Below are 19,461 nucleotides of genomic sequence, written 5' to 3' on the forward strand. Positions count from 1 at the left end.
GTATATTGAAAAGTGCCGCTGTTTCTCTGATAGATGTCCCGTGTTCATTCATATAATAAAGTACATCTAGTTTATACTGGGCTGGGTAGAATGTATAGCACTTTTCAAAGGCCTTTTCACCTGAAGACTCATATCGTCTAATCCACTCACGAAGTACGCTAGGGTTAACTCCTATAGATTTAGCAATTGTTTTTCCACTTTCTGTACCATCTAAATATCGTTTCACCGCTTGGATTTTTTCTTTTGAAGAAAATTTAGCCATAAAAAATGCACCTCCAATTGTTAGGCTGTGTCTAACAATTGGGGTGCACTTCACTTTTCCTTTGCGGCTTGTTAAATCAAGACAATTGTGTTTATACATTCGGTTTAAAAGTGCTGAAAATTCAACATCTAGTTTATTAAAGATATGAGTGCTCTTTTCAATTAAATCATTTTCATTTGCAATAGGTTTAAGTACTTTTTGATCTGGAGTTACAGCTGATACATCCCACGGGCGAAGCGTATCAACTTGCAGTTTATCTTTTTTCTCTAGCAATATTTTATCTTTAAGAGGCACAACATACTTACGTATGGATTTAGCTAATTCATAGCAATCTTTCGCTGAATAATCAAAACGCTCGTATTTTTTGAACATATAATCGCGATAATTCTCTAATTGAATATTTTTTGCTTTTTGATGGCGAATTTCAATTAATTGATTTAATATGTTTTGGAGTTCTTTTTCAACAGATAAAAATTGTTCAGAAATAATGGTTTTTGCCTTTTTACGGGTGTCACGATTCGAATCTTGTAAATAGGATTGTAATTCTGTTATCGTTTTTTCTTCTCCGTCCCAAATTCCACTTAATCCTCCAGTGATTTCAAAGTACTCTGTGATTAATTTGTCTTCCTTTATTTCTAATTCGATATTTTCCTCACAAAATAACTTTTGAGCATTTTTTATTTTTGTATCTAATAAACCATATAGGTTAGAATCTAATTCCATTCGAAAAGGTGACTCTAAATATTTATTATCCAATAAATTTTGGTATCGCTTTAAAAGTGGCTTTACAAATTGTTGATCATGTTCAAAAGTATCCTTTATTTCTTCATCATCCGTATTACATTGAAAGGCGATGTAATGTGATCTTAATTGTTCTTCGATGTCCCAAATTACTTTTGACTGCTCTTTTAACCAATTTTCAAGGTCTGGTTTTGAAGAAATCATTTTATTTAATAAAGTCGAAAGAGTTTTTTCCAATTGTAGTACATTACTAATATCAATCGTATTTACACGTTGCATGATATATCCCTCACTTTTTATTTATTCATAGAGATATTCTATTTATTAATTGTAATTTCCTTGTTAAGTGGGGGGAATGTGAAATAATGTTAAATTTAATAATTAAAGAAGGTATTTATATGTCAAAGTAAAAAGTTTATCGTAAATGAAAATATATGGAGGGGTGCTACATGAGAAAGAGAAAGAAGTTACTTGTGTTTTTATTTCCACTTGCTTTATTATGTGCCTGTGAGAATGACATTGAAGATCCAAAAAGTGAAGAGTCTATAGTGATGGATATTGCTACAGCGACAGTAAAGGAGGAATCTTTTTTTAGTGCCGCTATATGGGATGAAAAAGCAAGAATAGTAGATTTAGAGATTGCTGATAGCGAAAATGCTAACGAAATAAAAAAAGAGATTAATAAAAGATTGCAAATTCAAGGCATTATGTCCTATAAAGTAAACATATCTCAAAGAAACAAGGAGATTTCAAATGCAGAACATAGGTGGGAGTTAGTTTTTGGACATATATTTGATGACGTATTCAGAAAAAATGGATATGAAGGGTTTGGTATTCAGCAAATAAATTATAAAAAGAATCAACCTGTTACCATTGATATAAAAACTAAGATTAGCGATGATGAAGTAGGGGCGAGAGGACTTGGACAGAAAATAGAAAAAGAAGTTGAAGGGGTACTTAAAACAGAAGCAGTAAAGAAATGGATTGAAAATGATTCATATGCTATTGGGATTTACGATATAGACGATCGGAAAATTAACTAATTGAGGAATGAATGCTATATGAATTAAAAATCGATATAATTAAATATAGAATTACTGAAGGAGGTGTAATATGTATAAGTATTTAAATATTTTAAACGACATAGAAAATATGATTCAAAATGGAGAAATAAGAGAAGGAAAGAAATTACCGTCTATACGGTCACTCGTTACGCAATATGAATGTAATAAGGCAACAGTTATACGTGCTCTTCATGAATTAGAAAAGCGTCACATTATATATTCTGTCCCTCAAAGTGGATACTACGTTGTTAAAAAATCAGAGAATACTATAGAAAATAACGAGATAATTGATTTTGCTTCCTCAGCACCAGATCCAGATGTTTTTCCGTATTTAGATTTTCAACATTGTATTAATAAGGCTATTGATACGTATAAAAATGATTTATTTGTATATGGAACGCCGAAAGGGTTACCATCTTTAATTCCAGTCATTCAAAAACAGTTGGCAAATTATCAAGTGTTCACGAAAGAAGACAATATTTTTATAACGTCAGGTGTGCAGCAGGCACTTGCTATATTAACTTCTATACCATTTCCGAATGGAAATGAAACCATATTAATTGAACAGCCAACATATCATCTATATATTGATTATCTAGAGATAAATAAAGTTCCTGTAATCGGTATTAAACGTTCGAATGAAGGTATCGATTTGAATGAATTGGAGCAAATATTTCAAACTGGAAAAATAAAATTCTTTTATACGATACCGAGATATCATCATCCGCTTGGAACTTCTTATTCTAAAGATGAGAAAGAAAAAATCGCACTATTGGCTAAGAAATACAATGTATTTATAGTGGAAGATGATTATTTAGCAGATTTAGAAACTGATTCAAAAGCAGATCCGTTATATAGCTTGGATAATTGTAGTCATGTCATATATTTGAAAAGTTATTCGAAGATTATTTTTCCTGGTTTACGGGTTGGAGTTGCGGTCATTCCACCGTCCATTGCAAATGCTTTCTATACATACAAAAAGATACTAGATATTGATAGTCCGATGATTTCTCAAGCGGCTTTAGAAATTTATATAAAGAGCGGTATGTTTGAACGTCATAAAAATAAAATTAAATCTTCCTATCACAATAGATCTAAAAAATTAGCAAAAACACTAGAAAGAACTCATAGTGAAAACCCACTTTTATTCACATATAAAAAGCATAATACAATTGGAATTCATACTTGTTTAAAATTACATAAAACGAGTATTTCAGAAATGTTTTTCCAAAGACTAAGTGAAAAACAAATAAGTATTGATACAATTGATAAAAATTATGTGAGAGGTTTTCCGAAAGAAAGACTATTAAAGTTAAACGTATCGAATGTAAAGGAAGATAGGATTGAAGAAGGAATTCGTAAAATAATAGAGGAAATCAAACAATTGGAACATATAACCTTCCAATTTAAAAAAGAAAAAAATGAATAAGTAGCTTTGTTGTGAGACGCAAAATAATTCTTTTGTTTGTGTGTATCGCTATAATAATTGAAGCTATTGTTGTAACTAAATATTATAATAAGGATGATAATTATAATCCTTCAAAGATACATGGCTCGATTTATTAGAAGATAATTCCTAAAGCCAATGCTTAATTAAGGTTATGGCGGGTGTAAACCAATTAGAACATGATCTGATCCGTAGGTGGAAACATAAAGGGATTGAACTGAATAAGAAAGAAGGAAAATTTAAAGGTTGGTTAAAGAAATACCATAAAAATCATGCAGGAATGAATTATGCAGTAAAGCTTTATGAAGAGGTAGATATGAATGTAAATCAAATTTGTGAAATTACAAATGTGTCTAGGGCCTCATTATTTAGAAAGCTATCGGAAAGGAACAGTTGATGAGTTATACTAAAAATCAGAAATATATAATAAGGGATAAATTCCATAGAGAGGTGGAATTACATGCCTAAAATTGATAATATGTTAGCGATTCTATGGATGCTTCGTTCAGGTAAAAAAATTACTGCAAAACAAATTTCAGAAAAGTTAGAGATGAATATACGGACTGTGTATCGTTATATTGATACAATTTCAACAAGTGGTGTGCCTATAATTTCAGAACCAGGACATAACGGTGGATACACGTTATTAAACAATTTTATTGAGGCTCCTCTTTTTTTTGATTTTGAAGAGCAAACTTCACTATTTCACGCTGCTGTTTTTGCAGAAGAAGCCGGATATTATGGAGGTGAAGCATTAAATAGGGCCATTTCAAAACTAAGTAAATACTCAAATCAAGAGCAGGAAGCAAAGATAAACCGACATTTAAGTAGTCTAGAAGTAATAAGTCGATTTAGTTCATCCTCTATGGAACATTTTTTGAAGGAGTTGGAGCAGGCCGTAACTGATGGGTATTCAGTAAAAATTCTTTATCATAAAAGTGGGAAAAAGCAATTAAATTATAGATTGGTCGATCCGTACAGAATTATCTATTGGAATAATAAGTGGTATGTGATTGGATTTTGTCATCTTAGGAATGATATCCGTAGTTTTAGGGTAGATCGAATTGAAAATTTAATGCTAACCGAAAATAAGTTTAACCGGCCAGAAAATTTTTCAGCACGTGACTTTTTTATAAAAAATCTTCTTCCAACTATAGAAGATAAGGAAGGGATTATTTCTTTGGTTATTAGTGGGGATAAAAGTGTATTAGCTGATATTTGCCAACATTGGTTTTTAGGACATTATTTACAAGTGCGGACTTCAAATCAAGCAGTTTTTCTTCTTGAAAAAGATATGATACATACATATGTACCTTATTTACTTTTACCGTACAATAAATCTATTAAAGTTATTGAGCCAATAAGTCTTAAGAAAAGACTTATTGAAGTTCTGTCGGAATTAATAAAATTTCATGAAGTATGATAACTTCCCTGACGTTAACTGTCAGGGAAGTTATATTATAATATCCATATCAATTGTGATTGGAGTGATATGGGATGCAAACAAAAAAAGTTTTTCTATATGTATTTAATACAATGTCGGACTGGGAATATGGATATTTAATTACCGAACTAAATTCAGGAAGATATTTTAAAAAAGATTTAGTACCTTTAAAAGTAATTACAGTAGGAGCTAATAAAGAAATGATTACTACTATGGGGGGACTGAGCATAAAACCAGATATTTCCCTTGATGAATGTACTTTTGAGAGTAAAGATCTTTTAATTTTACCAGGAGGGACTACTTGGAGTGAAGAGATTCATCAACCTATCTTGGAAAGAGTTGGCCAAGCTTTAAAGTTTGGTACTATTGTTGCTGCAATTTGTGGTGCAACTGAGGCCCTTGCAAATATGGGATACTTAGATACTAGAAAGCATACAACTAATAATTTAGAATACACTAAAATGGTATGTCCTAACTATAAAGGAGAAAAGTTCTATGAGTTGGGATCTGCGGTATCCGATGCGAATTTAGTTACTGCATCAGGAATAGCTCCTCTGGAATTTGCGATGGAAGTACTGAAAAAATTAGATGTATTTGCACCAGATACATTACATTCATGGTATAACCTAAATAAAACTCACAAACCTGAATACTTCTTCCAGTTAATGAATTCAATAAATTGCTGAACTAAAAAATCAACTAAGCAGATTTATATTAGTTTAAAAAATAACCATGTTCTAGACAATGTCAAAGCATGGTTATTGAATATAACTTAAAAATGGTTATAAAGTAATGAAAATTCCTTAACGTTGTATATTCGTATTTTCCTGACGTTACCTCTATAAAAGGAAATATGATAACAATCATATACCGGAAGTGATAGAACTGAGTTATAAAAAGTAGAAGAAAAGTGTTACTATAATACTTTTTAGAGCACTCAATTGTTGAGTGCTCTTTTTGTTTATGTAAAAACAAAATGGAAATAAACTACCAATAGGTGATATCCTTAAAGTATAGCATTTACTTTGAATAGGAGGGTGATGGAGTCTATGGGGGTACATATAGTCGATGATTTACAGCAATTATCGTTATTATTAATGTTTTTAAGTACATTCATATTTTACAGATACTTAAAGAAGGTTAAACGAGAGAGAAAATTGACTGGCTTTGAATGGACAATGTATTTTGTCACTCAATTTGCGACATTAATTTGGGCAATTACTTATTTTATTAAGCACTTAGCTGAATCGTAAATACTAATCATTCAATCTAGTATACTGTTATCTATTTGGGATATAAATGTAGTCCGTATCTAAATCAATGACAACATCGCTTATGATGTCTACTTGTAGTAACTTTCGGATTTTTTTGTAATGATATCGTACACAAAATAAGCTTAGCAAATCCTCATTAGATATCTCTTCATTTTTTACATTTAAATACATCGTTATTAATTCGTTAATAGAACAGTTACAGCCAATAACATACTCGTTTATTCTATAGCCATCAAATTCAATTATCATGTTATCACTGTTGGGTGCTAGCCAACGTTATAGCTTTAATTTTGGATGAATCTATTATACATTGTTTGAAATTTAGTGAGAATATATTTTTATAAAGTGAGAGGATATGAATGGAACAATATAAGTTAGTTTTAGAAGGTGCGAAACAACTTAAGTGGAAAACAAATGAAATTAAGGACATACAGGACGATGAAATTATCGTTAAAACAATGGCAGGAGCGATAAGCATTGGGGCCGAGTTACCACAGTATAATGGATCCGATGTTACAGATCCGCATCCTTTTTATCCAAGAAAAACTGGATATGAAAGTTATGGTGAAGTGATTGAAGTTGGTAATAAAGTAACACATGTAAACGTAGGTGATAAAGTAGTTTCTTTTTATGGACATGAAACGATAGGGATAGTTAAGGCGCATAAAGTAATTCGAGTGCCTAGTTCTATACAACCTAAAGTTGCTTTATTATCTATTCTTTCGTGTGATGCCGCTAAAGGAGTATTGAAACTAAACCCGCGACAGGATGAAAAAGTACTTATAACTGGAATGGGAGTTATTGGTTTACTCGCTTGTTATTTCTTAAAATACTATATAGGTGTTGAGCATGTGGATGTTGTTGAGCCTAATAAAAATAGAAGAGAATTTGCAAAGAAGTTTGGTGCGAAAAACCTCTTTGATTCAGAAAAACAAATAATAGAAACATATAATTACGGTTTGGAATGTTCTGCTACAAATAGAGGGTTTCACACATTACAAAAGGCTATTAATAGTAATAGAGCGATATGTATTCTTTCTGATGGTAATATAGAAGACTTAACATTAACCGCCGACTTTTATCGAAAAGAATTGAAAATCATTGGTTCAAGTGATGGATATGGTTACCAAAAACATGCAGATTGGTTTTTTAGTCAAATAGAACAGACGCCATGGATAGAAGAGATTTTTCAGCATGAAATTCATTATACTGCACTTGAAAAATGTTTTGAGGAATTAAGTCAAGGAATAATTACTCCTTTAAAAGTATTTGTCTCATATGAATAAAATGACAACGTACTTGTCACGTAGCTCACATATATTTTGTCATTAATATGATAATAAAACGAGGAGTAGCATGTACGTGTTAATTTTTAATAGGCACAACGGGTTGTTGCTCTTTCATTATGTACAAATCGTATATTATCTTTCTCAATGTACATATTAAGTAAAGTATTTAATATCACGTACATAAAAGGCGGGGTAATATGGATGGAAATAAGAAAAATGAAGAATTGAGTAAATTTAAGAAACAACGGTTTAATGAAGATAATCAACCAGTAGCTGGTATAGAGCTAGCTTTACCGCCTGATATAGGCAGCATGTTAGACTCGAAATCAGTTGATGATCAAAGTGGAGAAAGTAATAATGAATAAGTTTAATCTATACGCATCCATTTGGGTGCTTTTGTTTTTTTGACAATAGAAAATAGATCATCAAATTCTTATTGAAAAAAGATGGATCTAAATAGATCCATTTTCTATATATGTAAGTTTTAATTTTCACCAAAAAGTTTAAAGTGCATCTAGAATGCTAATAACATTTACCATTAAAGGATTGGGCTATTATGCATATTATTGTTGAAAGCATTATTTTAATTCTCACTGGGATTCTTGCATTAAAAATGACAGGTAGTAAATCTGTTAGCCAAATGACAAGAGCTGAAATCATCATAGTAGTATCAATTGCGCGTATTATTGTAGAGCCTGTATTAAGTAGGAAAGTAGTCCCATCTATATTTGCAGCTGTAATATTTGCAAGCGTACTTCTTATCATTCATTTCTTTGAACTGAAATCAAGGGAGGTGGAACAATTCCTAAATGGCAGTAGCTTTGTAATTGTTGAAAATGGAGAGATTATTAAAGCGAACTTGATGAAGGCAAAAATGTCTGAACAACAACTTTATATGCAATTAAGAGAAAAAGGAATACATGATTTAAAGATTTTGCAGCAAGTTACAGCTGAGCCGAATGGACGTATTGGTTATCAATTAATAGAGAAAGCTCAACCGATAACTTTAGAAATGTTAGAAAAAACATTAGATCAGCACAAAATAAAAAGATAATTTCTTATGTGAAATGCCAATATACAATTGAATTATTGGCATTTTTTATTTTTTCTAAATGTAAAAGTTAATATTTAGAATAGATATTCAGCCAATCTTTAAATTAGATATAGGCTTATTAATATGCTATATTCAATGGAGCTATAGTGACTGTGGTGAAAAAAGCAGCGTTAAAATGAATAGGTCTTTCATGTGATATTAAACATGAGATAAGAATAAGGAGATAAAAATAAAATGGAATTTTGGGAATCAAGTTTTATCGAAAAACAAACGATGTGGGGATTTGAACCTACAGAATCTGCAATTTTGACAAAAGATTTTTTTCTTGAAAAGAACGTTAAGAATATATTAGTTCCGGGTATTGGATATGGAAGAAATGCAAAGGTTTTTATCGATAATGGTATAAATGTAACAGGTATTGAAATTTCGAAAACAGCGATCGATTTAGCAAGAGAAAACGGACTAGAAGATGTTAGTATGTATCACGGTTCAGTAAACGAAATGCCTTTTGATAATAAACTGTATGATGGGATATTTAGTCATGCACTTCTTCATTTGTTGAATGAACAGGAAAGAGAGAAATTTATTGAAGATTGTTATAATCAGTTAAAACCAGGCGGATATATGGTTTTTACAACTGTTTCTAAAAAAGCTCCCATGTACGGAAAAGGAAAACAGTTGGATAAAGATTATTATGAGATAATGGAAGATGTAAAAATGTTCTTTTATGATTCTGAATCTATAAAAAAAGATTTTAATCAATATAGATTAGTAAAAGTTTCGGAAATTGATGAACCAAATAAGAACATGGCAAATAAACCTTCAATCAATTTCTTAATGATAAAATGTAAGAAAGAACGATAACTAAAAGTTATTAAGAATGATTAAAGATGTTTATATATTGATTATGCACAAATAAAAAGGACAAGCATATAATATAAATACCTTTTAACTTTAAGTAACCTTAACTTTCGTTAATAGGGTATCTCAAAATCCCCAAAAGAGCACTTGCGGAAACAAGTGCTCTTTTATTTTTTTGTTTCATAAATATTTATACTTGCAAATTTCGTGCAATAAAAATAAATCTGAGAGAAATAACCATATCTTTATTATACGATTATTTCTGAACTACAAACGTTATAGCATTTGTTTTTAATTGAATGTGTCTTTCATTACGAACTATATTATAAGCTAATTCTTTTATTTCAACTTTTACTTCTTTCCATCCTTTATAAATACTTTTTAATAGATGTATCATTTCATCAGTTGGGAGATTAATTTCAATTAAAGCTTCTAATTCTTCATTCGTTTTTAAATCAATTTCTTGTATGTTAGAGTTAATAATCAAACAATTAATACCACTGTTTTTTGTCCCTTTTTTCATAGAATGAAGCACGTTTTTAAAATCTTTTTCTGATTTGACATGTTCTAAACTTGATACTGCAACGATATAATCATAAGCGTTAGAGTCAATATGATAGTTTTCAATTGCTGCTTGTTCTGTTTTTATAACCTCGAATACATCATGTTCTTTGCTATAAGTTTGTAGCTTTGTTAAAGCGGAATTAAGTAAATCAACACATGTAACAGTGCCGCTAGTATTTCTTATCTTTTGTGCAATTGGAATGCTATTTCTACCGACGCCAGAGCCAAGATCAAGTACTTGTAAGTTGTTTTGTCCTTCAAAGTGATCCATCAAGTCCATAACTGTTTTAACCGGTTTGTACAGCCAAGAGCCAATTTCAAATAGTTTATATTGTTCATAGCAAAGGTCGTGATATTTCTTTTCTTCTTGTCTTATGTAATCGATACGGTTCACATTGTTTCAGCTCCAATATTTTTATTGCAAAATGAATAGGTGGGACAGCCTTTAACATTTGTTTGAATTCGAAAAATACCACCAGCATGTGGATACTCTTTTAATTCGTCATCAGTCATTCTTGTTCTGGCTGTTGTAATATATAAATCTGTTAAATTAGGCCCTCCAAATGTACATGATGTTACATATAAAGCTGGAATTGGAATGCTTAATATTTTTTCTCCAGTAGAGGGATTCCATCTAGTTATTTTTGAACCTCCCCAATGTGCAATCCATAAACAGCCGTCTTCGTCAATTGTCATACCATCAGGTAGACCATCATTTTCAGAGAAAATGATTACATCAATTGGATTATGAATGTCTCCAGTACGTATATTATATTGATAGCGAACCACTTTTTTAGTAGGTGTATCTATAAAGTAAAAGTATGTATGATCAGGTGACCAAGCAATTCCATTTGATGTATTTACATGTGAAACTTTTTTCTCTACACTTAAATTATGATGTAAACAATACAAGGAACCTGCAGCATTCATACCGTATGTATCTGTAGTACCTGCCCAGAAACGACCAGCTGGATCACATTTTCCATCATTGAAACGATTTTCTATTAAATGTGGTTCAGGGTCAAAAATATGTATCAGTTTTTCTGTATTTACATTAATAGAATAAAAGCCGTTTTCCATAGCTAAGAGTAGTATATCCTCTAAATATGGAACAACACAGCCAATTTGTTGATTGAGAGCGATTACTCGGTTCGTATTAGTAGTAGGATTATATATGCATAATTTTTTCTCCATAATATCAACCCAATATAAAAGTTGCTTTTTTTCATTCCAACATGGTCCTTCAGCTAAACTTGCTTTAACATTTAAAACTAAGTCTATATTACTGAACAAGATGTTCACCTCGCGTTATAAGATATTAATATAATTCGATAAGAATAGAGGTAAACCTTTTAGTCAGAGGATATTATGATTTGTGCTCTAGAAAACTAATCTTCTCAAGTGATTAAAAGGTTTATAAACACGGAGAGGAAAATGCATATGATGTTTTATGAGATTGTTTGCTTTTCTTGTAAGAATATATTTCGTGTTTACGAAGGTAGTGAGAAATATAAGCGATTTAAAGAGAAACCAAAAGGGGCATATTGTTGTGATGAGTGTAGCCACAAAATTCAATTAGAAGCGATAAAGAATTTTTTTAGATAATTTTACAATTTCGATTCGGAAAAGTTTGACAATAAAAGTGTTATAAATTATCATATTAAAAAACTAATATTTAAGGCATAGAAGAGAAGAGTAGTTAAGAAAGAATACGTACAGAGAGCTCTGGTAGCTGAGAAAGAGCGGTATACATCTTAATGAAAAAAGACTTGGAGCTGCGCAAGGAACTAATTTATTTAGGGATGGTGCGACGGGTTCTCCCGTTATAGAGATAGGGTATAAGCATATTTTGCCGTACCTGAAGAGGTTAATATGGTGACATATTAACAAACTGAGGTGGTACCGCGAAGCTAACAACTCTCGTCCTCAAGATGAATAATCTTGGGGGTGGGAGTTTTTTTGTTGCATAAAACTAGAAATGAGAAACAAAAAAATAATTGAGGTGAGTAATATATGCATTGGGCGTATGAAGTAGCACATGAATTAATTAGGAAACATCCAAATAAAGAAACGTTTGTTTGTGCATCTGGAATTAGTCCGTCAGGTTCTGTTCATATTGGGAACTTTCGTGAAATCGTAACGACTTATTTCGTAGTAAGAGCACTTCAAGATTTAGGGAAAAAGACTCGTTTTATATTTTCGTGGGATGATTATGATAGGTTTAGAAAAGTTCCAAAAAATATTGATCCATCTTTTGCAAAGTATATTGGTATGCCATACTGTGATATTCCAGATCCGTATGGATGTCATAACTCGTATGCGGAGCATTTTGAAAAAGAGTTTGAAAAATCGCTTCAAGCATTTGGAATTGAAGTAGAATTTATTTATCAACATGATGAATATAGAAGTGGAAGGTATAATGATAATATTTTAGAGGCTTTGTATAAACGAAAAGAAATATATGATATTTTAATGGGTTTTAAAACTGGAGAGTGTAGTGAAGAAGAGCGAGAGAGCTTTTATCCAGCTACATTATATTGTGAGAGGTGCGGAAAAGATACAACAACTATTACACATTTTAATGAAGTATTAAAAACAGTGCGGTATGAATGTGAATGCGGAAATGAAAAAGAGTTATCCGTATTAAATACAAATAAAATGAAACTAAACTGGAAAATCGATTGGCCGATGAGATGGATGATAGAGGATGTTATTTTTGAACCGGGCGGTAGAGATCATTCATCAGAAACGGGTAGTTATAATGTATCAAAAGAAATTGCAAGGAAAATATTCAATTGTGAAGCGCCTCATTACGTTGCTTACGATTTCATTGGTATTAAAGGGAATCATGAAAAAATGTCTAGTTCTTCAGGGAATAGTATTACACCAAGCGATTTATTGAAAGTGTATATACCAGAAGTAATTCTCTTTATGTTTGCAAAATACAAACCAGGCGCTGCTTTTCATATTGGGTTGGATGAAGATGTGATTCGTAATTATACAGAGTATGAGCGATTGAAAGATAGTTATGAAAATAAAACGCTCAAAAATGAAGATTTATTTGATGCAATTAAAATCTCTAAAGTTGATAGGCAGTTTAAAGAATATCCGAGATTTAATCAAGTAGCAGGAACGTTACCGCTATTAAATTTTGATTCATCTATTTTACAAGATACATTAGAAAAAATAGATAGAAGTTATACATTAGATGCTATGATAGCGATATGTAACCGCGCAGAGTATTGGATAAGAAACTTTCAATCTGAAAAATTAATCGCGGTAAATCAGGAGAAAAATGCAGAGTTTTACTACACATTAGATGAAAGGCAGAAAGAATGGCTAGTAGAAGTTTGTAAAATACTTCGTTCTAATAAAGATTACTCTAACTTAATGGAGCAATTATATGCGATTTGTCATCATGAAAATAAAAAAATAATGAAAGAAAATCAAAAACAATTATTCACTATTATATATAAGCTCATTATGAATCAATCAAATGGTCCTCGTATACCATTATTAATACATGTAGTAGGCATAGAAAAATTCATCACACTATTAGATTTCTAAAACACAGTTAAAAGCAACGCAAGTACCAAAATTTCTAAGTACTTGCGTTGCAAATTTTACTATCGTGAATACATTTTCGGACATTCATCACCACTTGGTTCATAAAAACAATGGCTTTTAAACTGTCCTACAAATGGCTGATTATACCATTCAGGCGGACAAGCTCCAACTGGACGGAAATACCAAAGAGCCCATCGTGCAGGCCAGCGCCATTGACCTTGTAAAACTTTTCGTGCGATTTCTTTTTCTGATTCACGAGCGCGTTGATAAAAATATCCATATTGTACTGCTTCAAATCCGCCGGGGCTTTGATATACAGCGTCTCGTACGGTACGGAGTTGTTTAAAATCTAAGCAATCACAAAATACACGGTTTACTACAACGCATCCAACTAACTCCTCACCTTGGCGACCTTCGCCTTCAGCTTCAGCACGAATTAATCGAGCTAGTAAATCAACATCACTTTCGTTGTATGGAATAAGGGGCATAGTGATACCACCTTTCTGTTATAGTAAAGAGTGTATGTTATAAAACAATCTGCGTGCTTTTTTACATAAAAATAACATTTAATTTTAAGAGGAGCTTGTATAAAAAAAGCTAATTAGTAATAGTAGATAAATATAAAAGGGAGAGGTATTATGTATCGAATTCATAAAGACCATATCATTTACTCAATGTCACCAGAAAATAAGCCGTGTATGGAAGTAGAAATTGGGAGCAGTCTTGTATTTGAAACATATGATTGCTTTGAAAATCAAATCGATTCTGAAGATGTTGTGTTTCAAGAATTAGATTGGAACCGAATTAATCCAGCGACTGGACCTGTATATGTTAAAGGAGCAGAACCTGGCGATATATTAGTCGTAACGATTGAAAAAATTGAAATTGCAGAGCAGGGCGTTTTAACTACAGGTGCAAACCTTGGTGTAATGGGTGATGAGTTAAATGAAAATACAGTGAAAATTGTCCCAATACATAATGAATATGTTTTGTTTTCAAGTGAACTACAAATCCCGATTAATCCAATGATTGGGGTAATTGGTACTGCACCGAAAGAAGAGAGCATTTCATGCGGCACCCCACATGATCACGGTGGGAATATGGATTGTAAAGAGATAAAAGAAGGGACGACATTACTATTACCTGTAAATGTTCCTGGCGCTCTATTAGCATTAGGTGATCTACATGCAGCAATGGGTGATGGTGAAATTGGTGTTAGTGGCGTAGAGGTGGCTGGTGAGGTAACTGTAACAGTTCAAACTATAAAAGGAAAGAAATGGCCATTACCAATGGCTATTCAAAAAGAAAAAATAATGACGATTGCTTCAGAGAAATTGTTAGATGATGCAGCAAATCGTGCTGTACATAATATGGTGATATTTTTACATGAAGTATTAGAAATGTCTAAAGCTGATGCAACTCTTTTATTATCGGCAGCAGGTAATTTAAAAGTTTGCCAAGTTGTTGATCCGCTGAAAACGGCGCGTATGGAACTAGGAATGGATTATGTGGAGAAACTAGGATTTACTTTTAGTAAATTTCATATTAAATAGATAAGGGAAGAAAAAGGATACTTTTGTATAAAAGCATCCCTTTTTTAATTTACGGATTTTGTGAAAAGAGGTAGTATTTATTTTATATAAGTATATTTAAGATTGTGGATTAAAAAGGAGTTCAATAATGGTCAAAATTATGATTGTAGAAGACGATATGAAAATTGCAGAACTATTATCAACACATGTTGCGAAATATGGTTATCAAGGAGTTATTGTATCGGACTTTCAAAATGTATTAGATATTTTTTTAGAAGAACAACCAGAGTTAGTTTTATTAGATATTAATTTACCGAGTTTTGATGGGTACTTTTGGTGTCGTCAAATTCGCGGTGTTTCTACATGTCCGATACTATTCATTTCGGCTCGTGAAGGTACGATGGATCAAGTTATGGCGTTAGAAAACGGTGGCGATGATTTTATTCCGAAGCCTTTTCATTATGAAGTTGTAGTGGCGAAAATTCGTAGTCATTTAAGACGTGCATATGGAGATTATGCACCGAAACTAGAAGAGCGAATGATTGAGCAACAAGGCCTTTGTTTATATCCTGAAAGGCTTGTATTGAAACTTAGAAACGACGAGATTGATATAACGAGAAACGAAGCTATTTTATTAGAGACATTAATGAAAAATTATCCGCGTGTTGTGAGTAGAGAAGTGTTACTTAATAAATTATGGGATAGTGAATCTTATGTTGATGATAATACATTAAGTGTAAATACAACACGTGTGCGTAAAAAGTTACAAACGTTACATATAGAAGGTGCGATTGAAACGATTCGTAGTGTTGGATATAGATTGCACATTACTTGGGATAATGGTATAGAAAAATGATAAGGTTGTTTATACGTGATCATATACCACTTATTTGCTTTACCATAATTCAACTACTAGCTATATTTCTCGTATATTGGTTTGATGGGCATAATCATATTACAACGGCGTTATATGCAATGTTTCTAGGTGTTTTCTTTATGGGAAGTTATTTAGTGTTTCGTTATTTTACACATCGTTCTTTTTATGAGCGCCTAGCAAATCCGATGCAATCTTTAGATGAATCTGTTCAAAAATCTGATTTTGCGGCTGTATCGGCTGCTCTTCAAGAACTACTTGAGGTGCAATATCGACATTATCAAAATCAGCTGCAAATACAAGAGAGAAAAAATAATGACCATTTAACCTTTATGAATCAGTGGATCCATCAAATGAAAACACCTTTATCTGTAATAGAATTAATTACACAGGATGAAGTAGATTCACGTTTTGAAAGTATAAATGAGGAAACAGACCGATTAAAAAAGGGATTGGAAATGGCTCTATATGTCGCACGATTAGAAGCGTTCACACAAGATTTTTATGTAGAAAGGGTACAACTACATAAAATAGTGAATGATTCGGTACATGAACATAAACGTTTCTTTATACGGAATTTTGTATATCCAGAGCTTGAAATTGATAAGGACATTACTGTAGAAAGTGATGTGAAATGGTTACAGTTTTTAATCGGACAAATACTATCGAATGCGATTAAGTATTCATCAGGTAGTAGAGAAAAGATTAAAATGAAAGCTTGTAAGGAAGGTAATACCGTTATACTTGAAATTGCTGATAATGGCGTAGGTATACCGAAGCAAGATTTACCAAGAGTATTCAAACCTTTCTTTACAGGAGAAAACGGTAGAGATTTTAAAGAATCAACAGGAATGGGGCTATATCTTGTATATGAAATTACAAAACAATTAGGACATAGTGTGGAAATCCATTCAGAAGTTGGTAAAGGTACGGTAGTGCGAGTAATATTTTTTAATGTGTAAAAAGTAATCAAGGCTAAAGAACTTTGGAGATAAGTTTTTTAGCCTTGTTTTGTACCCTTGATAACATTGGAGAATGAAATATTCTATAGATAAGAGAGGCAAAATGAACCCAATAAGAATAAATGTAAGACTACATACATGAACCATTTTTTATAATAAAAATAGAATCTTATAGAAGTTGCGAATGATAGGAGGCTTGAAATGGATATTCGTAAAATGAAATATTTCATAACGGTGGCAGAAGAATTAAACTTTAGTCGTGCAGCAGAGCGTCTTATGATGGCACAACCGCCTTTAAGTCAAGAAATTCGAAAATTGGAAGAAGAATTAGGAGTTCAACTTTTTCACCGGACAAAAAGGATGGTTGAGCTTACCGAGGCGGGGAAAGTCTTTTTAGAAGGTGCTAGGCAAACATTACTTCAAGTAGATAGAACGATTAAAGAAACACAGCTTGCAGATGAAGGGAAAATCGGGCATTTAATCATCGGTTTTGTCGATTCTACAGAAACAGTTATAGGCATATTAAAAACATTTCGAGAACGGTTTCCGAAAATTCAGCTCATATTACGCGAGATGACAACAGACCAGCAAATAAAAGCGCTTTACGAAAAACAAATTCATATTGGATTTATTCGTTCGGAGCAAAATAATAAAATATTATCTTCTGAAGTTTGTTCTGAAGAGTGTTTAAAATTGGTTTTACATGAAAATCACCCTTTCGTTTCGTTACCTAATATTTCAATCAAATCATTAGTAGATGAACCATTCATTTTATTTCCTCGCCATTTCGGTACAAATTTTTATGATTTAATTATTAGTTACTTTTGGGAACATGGAGTAAGTTTAAATATTGTTCAAGAAGCAGTTCAAATGCAAACGATTGTAAACTTAGTTGCAGCTGGAATGGGGATTTCAGTCGTTCCATCATCGGTGGAAAGCTATAAAAAATCAGGAGTCATGTATAATGATATTCTAGAAAATACACCGAAAATAAATTTATATGCTGGATGGAGGAAGGATGAAAAGTCTGTCGTGTTAGAGAACTTTTTAACAGTTGTTAGAGAGGTTTATATGACTTCACAATGTGAACTTAACAGATAAAAATAAAAGCCCATCTTTATAGGATGGGCTGTGGGAAGTTGGCAAGGAGTGTTTATTTATAGGTAAAACTTACTCATGATTCAACCTGTTTTACTAGTATCATACTCAGCGAAACCTTTTAATACACTATCAATCTGATCCATAATTTCAGGTTGCAATTTAACACTAGAAGCAATTACATTTTCTCTTATTTGTTCCGGATTTGAAGCACCAATAATTGCAGAAGAAACAGCTGGATTTTGTAATACCCAAGCAACTGCGAGTTGAGATAAGGTAAGGTTATTTTCTTGTGCGATAGGTTTAATTTCCTGGATAGCGGTAAGCACATCATCACTCATCCAACGTTGCACGAGTTTGTCAAAAAACGGTTTTCCAGCATCGGAGTTAGCACGCGATTGATTCGGTAATAGTTTACCAGGTTGATATTTTCCTGTAAGAATACCTTGTGCAAGTGGCGACCATACGATTTGGCCAAGTCCCTCACGTTGACATGTTGGAATCACATCAGTTTCAATAACTCGCCATAACATCGAATATTGAGGTTGGCTAGCGATAAATGGAATGTTCAATTCGCGTGCAAGTGCTGCACCACGGGTAATTTGTTCTGATGTCCATTCGCTTACGCCTAAATAGAGAACCTTACCTTGTCTTACAAGATCTGAGAAAGCTAACATTGTTTCCTCAAGAGGAGTTGTTATATCAAATCTATGTGCATAATAAACATCGATATAGTCTGTCTGTAATCGTTTTAACGATGCATTACAATTTTCTATAATATGTTTTCTTGATAATCCACGATCATTTTTTCCAGGACCGGTCGGATGGCATACTTTTGTACATAGTTCTATACTTTCTCGGCGTATACCTTGCAAAGATCGGCCAAGTACTTCCTCAGCTATCGTGTCCGAATAAACATCAGCAGTATCGAACGTTGTAATTCCAACATCTAGTGCGGCTTTTACACAATCATTTGCAGTATCTTCGTTTACTTTTCCACCATGGTTTATCCAGTTCCCGTATGCGATTTTACTTACTGTTAATCCACTGTTTCCTAGTTTACTAAATTCCATTGTAGAACCACCCCTTAAAAATGATACCTTTATTATAAGAACTGAAATTTAGTATGTATAATATATGATTTATGATGAATTTATATAAAATTTATATAAGAGGGAATGCTTACAATTTTATTGCTAGGGAAAGCTAAAGCAAGTAGTACAACAAATGTGGTTGATACTTGTTCGATATGAAGTGAAGAAATAATGAATAGACCTTAAAAGAAAGCAATCTTTTTTAGCAGCACAAATAATTGCATTTACTCATACAGTACTATTATGGTACAATATGGTTACTAATGAGGGGAAGGAATGATGGGTGGACGATGATTAACTAATCTTATTTTTAAATGTTGAAATTCAATAAATT

The 19,461-nt window shown here is 32.2% G+C and carries 21 protein-coding genes, 1 pseudogene and 1 other annotated feature; of the genes and pseudogenes, 16 read left to right on the forward strand and 6 right to left on the reverse strand.

Annotation, left to right across the window (positions count from 1 at the left end):
- Positions 1-262, reverse strand: a 262-nt coding sequence (locus tag C4S65_RS11500; RefSeq protein WP_142391533.1) for a transposase, incomplete at its 3' end; no start/stop codon positions are given.
- Between the two features lie 1,190 nt (positions 263-1,452).
- On the opposite strand from C4S65_RS11500, the gene C4S65_RS11510 reads away from it, so the two are divergent.
- From C4S65_RS11510 to C4S65_RS11535, 6 genes and pseudogenes are all read left to right on the forward strand, one after another.
- Positions 1,453-2,046 carry a DUF4030 domain-containing protein gene (locus C4S65_RS11510; RefSeq protein WP_061665869.1) on the forward strand — a complete coding sequence of 198 codons (594 nt, stop codon included), beginning with the start codon at positions 1,453-1,455 and terminating at the stop codon, positions 2,044-2,046.
- Between the two features lie 70 nt (positions 2,047-2,116).
- Positions 2,117-3,496 carry a PLP-dependent aminotransferase family protein gene (locus C4S65_RS11515; protein ID WP_061665868.1) on the forward strand — a complete coding sequence of 460 codons (1,380 nt, stop codon included), beginning with the start codon at positions 2,117-2,119 and terminating at the stop codon, positions 3,494-3,496.
- A gap of 100 nt (positions 3,497-3,596) precedes the next feature.
- A pseudogene (locus C4S65_RS11520) lies at positions 3,597-3,911 on the forward strand (helix-turn-helix domain-containing protein); the annotation flags it as partial.
- Between the two features lie 63 nt (positions 3,912-3,974).
- Positions 3,975-4,937, forward strand: coding sequence for a YafY family protein (locus C4S65_RS11525; protein ID WP_061665867.1), 963 nt, complete (start codon positions 3,975-3,977; stop codon positions 4,935-4,937).
- A gap of 74 nt (positions 4,938-5,011) precedes the next feature.
- A complete protein-coding gene (locus C4S65_RS11530; protein ID WP_061665866.1) occupies positions 5,012-5,644 on the forward strand; it encodes a type 1 glutamine amidotransferase family protein in 633 nt (210 codons plus the stop codon).
- Between the two features lie 363 nt (positions 5,645-6,007).
- The gene (locus C4S65_RS11535; RefSeq protein ID WP_061665865.1) at positions 6,008-6,211 is read left to right on the forward strand and encodes a hypothetical protein; all 204 of its coding nucleotides are present in this window, start codon (positions 6,008-6,010) and stop codon (positions 6,209-6,211) included.
- A gap of 27 nt (positions 6,212-6,238) precedes the next feature.
- Here the strand turns inward: C4S65_RS11535 and C4S65_RS11540 are convergent, their stop codons facing one another.
- Positions 6,239-6,481 (reverse strand): hypothetical protein, encoded by a 243-nt coding sequence (locus C4S65_RS11540; protein ID WP_086406196.1) that lies wholly within the window; start codon positions 6,479-6,481, stop codon positions 6,239-6,241.
- A 110-nt stretch (positions 6,482-6,591) separates the two neighbouring features.
- Here C4S65_RS11540 and C4S65_RS11545 point away from each other — a divergent pair, with 110 nt between their 5' ends.
- The 4 genes from C4S65_RS11545 (at position 6,592) to C4S65_RS11560 (ending at position 9,439) form a co-directional block, all read left to right on the forward strand.
- Positions 6,592-7,518, forward strand: a complete 927-nt coding sequence (locus tag C4S65_RS11545) for a zinc-binding alcohol dehydrogenase (protein WP_061665864.1) — start codon at positions 6,592-6,594, stop codon at positions 7,516-7,518.
- A 200-nt stretch (positions 7,519-7,718) separates the two neighbouring features.
- A complete protein-coding gene (locus C4S65_RS34345; protein WP_086406197.1) occupies positions 7,719-7,886 on the forward strand; it encodes a hypothetical protein in 168 nt (55 codons plus the stop codon).
- A gap of 191 nt (positions 7,887-8,077) precedes the next feature.
- Positions 8,078-8,575 (forward strand): YetF domain-containing protein, encoded by a 498-nt coding sequence (locus tag C4S65_RS11555; RefSeq protein WP_086406198.1) that lies wholly within the window; start codon positions 8,078-8,080, stop codon positions 8,573-8,575.
- 234 nt (positions 8,576-8,809) lie between these two features.
- Positions 8,810-9,439, forward strand: a complete 630-nt coding sequence (locus C4S65_RS11560) for a class I SAM-dependent methyltransferase (RefSeq protein WP_086406199.1) — start codon at positions 8,810-8,812, stop codon at positions 9,437-9,439.
- A gap of 253 nt (positions 9,440-9,692) precedes the next feature.
- On the opposite strand, the gene C4S65_RS11565 is transcribed toward C4S65_RS11560, so the two are convergent.
- Together C4S65_RS11565 and C4S65_RS11570 are read right to left on the reverse strand one after the other, a co-directional pair.
- Positions 9,693-10,394 carry a class I SAM-dependent methyltransferase gene (locus C4S65_RS11565; protein ID WP_086406200.1) on the reverse strand — a complete coding sequence of 234 codons (702 nt, stop codon included), beginning with the start codon at positions 10,392-10,394 and terminating at the stop codon, positions 9,693-9,695.
- Positions 10,391-11,293, reverse strand: coding sequence for an SMP-30/gluconolactonase/LRE family protein (locus C4S65_RS11570; RefSeq protein WP_098838506.1), 903 nt, complete (start codon positions 11,291-11,293; stop codon positions 10,391-10,393). The genes C4S65_RS11565 and C4S65_RS11570 overlap by 4 nt, the downstream gene beginning before the upstream one ends.
- 141 nt (positions 11,294-11,434) lie before the next feature.
- Between C4S65_RS11570 and C4S65_RS11575 the strand changes: the two genes are divergently transcribed.
- Positions 11,435-11,605 carry a DUF2197 domain-containing protein gene (locus tag C4S65_RS11575; protein WP_000551042.1) on the forward strand — a complete coding sequence of 57 codons (171 nt, stop codon included), beginning with the start codon at positions 11,435-11,437 and terminating at the stop codon, positions 11,603-11,605.
- Positions 11,606-11,674: 69 nt separating this feature from the next.
- Positions 11,675-11,931: a binding site (T-box leader), on the forward strand.
- An 82-nt stretch (positions 11,932-12,013) separates the two neighbouring features.
- Positions 12,014-13,567, forward strand: a complete 1,554-nt coding sequence (gene lysS / locus C4S65_RS11580) for a lysine--tRNA ligase (protein ID WP_086406202.1) — start codon at positions 12,014-12,016, stop codon at positions 13,565-13,567.
- 59 nt (positions 13,568-13,626) lie between these two features.
- On the opposite strand, the gene C4S65_RS11585 is transcribed toward lysS, so the two are convergent.
- Positions 13,627-14,055, reverse strand: coding sequence for a cell wall hydrolase (locus C4S65_RS11585; protein WP_001128402.1), 429 nt, complete (start codon positions 14,053-14,055; stop codon positions 13,627-13,629).
- A gap of 150 nt (positions 14,056-14,205) precedes the next feature.
- Between C4S65_RS11585 and C4S65_RS11590 the strand changes: the two genes are divergently transcribed.
- From C4S65_RS11590 to C4S65_RS11605, 4 genes are all read left to right on the forward strand, one after another.
- Positions 14,206-15,120 (forward strand): acetamidase/formamidase family protein, encoded by a 915-nt coding sequence (locus tag C4S65_RS11590; protein ID WP_086406203.1) that lies wholly within the window; start codon positions 14,206-14,208, stop codon positions 15,118-15,120.
- A 127-nt stretch (positions 15,121-15,247) separates the two neighbouring features.
- Positions 15,248-15,955 (forward strand): response regulator transcription factor, encoded by a 708-nt coding sequence (locus C4S65_RS11595; protein ID WP_000238992.1) that lies wholly within the window; start codon positions 15,248-15,250, stop codon positions 15,953-15,955.
- The gene (locus C4S65_RS11600) at positions 15,952-16,935 is read left to right on the forward strand and encodes a sensor histidine kinase (protein ID WP_042972475.1); all 984 of its coding nucleotides are present in this window, start codon (positions 15,952-15,954) and stop codon (positions 16,933-16,935) included. Before C4S65_RS11595 ends, C4S65_RS11600 begins: the two co-directional genes overlap by 4 nt.
- 201 nt (positions 16,936-17,136) lie before the next feature.
- Positions 17,137-18,036 carry a LysR substrate-binding domain-containing protein gene (locus C4S65_RS11605; protein WP_086406204.1) on the forward strand — a complete coding sequence of 300 codons (900 nt, stop codon included), beginning with the start codon at positions 17,137-17,139 and terminating at the stop codon, positions 18,034-18,036.
- An 80-nt stretch (positions 18,037-18,116) separates the two neighbouring features.
- Here the strand turns inward: C4S65_RS11605 and C4S65_RS11610 are convergent, their stop codons facing one another.
- Positions 18,117-19,106 (reverse strand): aldo/keto reductase family protein, encoded by a 990-nt coding sequence (locus C4S65_RS11610; protein ID WP_061665858.1) that lies wholly within the window; start codon positions 19,104-19,106, stop codon positions 18,117-18,119.
- Between the last annotated feature and the right edge of the window lie 355 nt (positions 19,107-19,461).

The organism is Bacillus sp. ok061 (assembly GCF_900108285.1).
In the GTDB taxonomy this organism is placed as follows: Bacteria; Bacillota; Bacilli; order Bacillales; family Bacillaceae_G; genus Bacillus_A; species Bacillus_A thuringiensis_S.

Bases quoted from the DNA above. Each gene is read 5' to 3' on its own strand.
- C4S65_RS11510 (WP_061665869.1), top strand. From the start codon at position 1,453: ATGAGAAAGAGAAAGAAGTTACTTGTGTTTTTATTTCCACTTGCTTTA.
- C4S65_RS11515 (WP_061665868.1), top strand. From the start codon at position 2,117: ATGTATAAGTATTTAAATATTTTAAACGACATAGAAAATATGATTCAA.
- C4S65_RS11525 (WP_061665867.1), top strand. From the start codon at position 3,975: ATGCCTAAAATTGATAATATGTTAGCGATTCTATGGATGCTTCGTTCA.
- C4S65_RS11530 (WP_061665866.1), top strand. From the start codon at position 5,012: ATGCAAACAAAAAAAGTTTTTCTATATGTATTTAATACAATGTCGGAC.
- C4S65_RS11535 (WP_061665865.1), top strand. From the start codon at position 6,008: ATGGGGGTACATATAGTCGATGATTTACAGCAATTATCGTTATTATTA.
- C4S65_RS11540 (WP_086406196.1), bottom strand. From the start codon at position 6,481: ATGATAATTGAATTTGATGGCTATAGAATAAACGAGTATGTTATTGGC.
- C4S65_RS11545 (WP_061665864.1), top strand. From the start codon at position 6,592: ATGGAACAATATAAGTTAGTTTTAGAAGGTGCGAAACAACTTAAGTGG.
- C4S65_RS34345 (WP_086406197.1), top strand. From the start codon at position 7,719: ATGGATGGAAATAAGAAAAATGAAGAATTGAGTAAATTTAAGAAACAA.
- C4S65_RS11555 (WP_086406198.1), top strand. From the start codon at position 8,078: ATGCATATTATTGTTGAAAGCATTATTTTAATTCTCACTGGGATTCTT.
- C4S65_RS11560 (WP_086406199.1), top strand. From the start codon at position 8,810: ATGGAATTTTGGGAATCAAGTTTTATCGAAAAACAAACGATGTGGGGA.
- C4S65_RS11575 (WP_000551042.1), top strand. From the start codon at position 11,435: ATGCATATGATGTTTTATGAGATTGTTTGCTTTTCTTGTAAGAATATA.
- lysS (WP_086406202.1), top strand. From the start codon at position 12,014: ATGCATTGGGCGTATGAAGTAGCACATGAATTAATTAGGAAACATCCA.
- C4S65_RS11585 (WP_001128402.1), bottom strand. From the start codon at position 14,055: ATGCCCCTTATTCCATACAACGAAAGTGATGTTGATTTACTAGCTCGA.
- C4S65_RS11590 (WP_086406203.1), top strand. From the start codon at position 14,206: ATGTATCGAATTCATAAAGACCATATCATTTACTCAATGTCACCAGAA.
- C4S65_RS11595 (WP_000238992.1), top strand. From the start codon at position 15,248: ATGGTCAAAATTATGATTGTAGAAGACGATATGAAAATTGCAGAACTA.
- C4S65_RS11600 (WP_042972475.1), top strand. From the start codon at position 15,952: ATGATAAGGTTGTTTATACGTGATCATATACCACTTATTTGCTTTACC.
- C4S65_RS11605 (WP_086406204.1), top strand. From the start codon at position 17,137: ATGGATATTCGTAAAATGAAATATTTCATAACGGTGGCAGAAGAATTA.
- C4S65_RS11610 (WP_061665858.1), bottom strand. From the start codon at position 19,106: ATGGAATTTAGTAAACTAGGAAACAGTGGATTAACAGTAAGTAAAATC.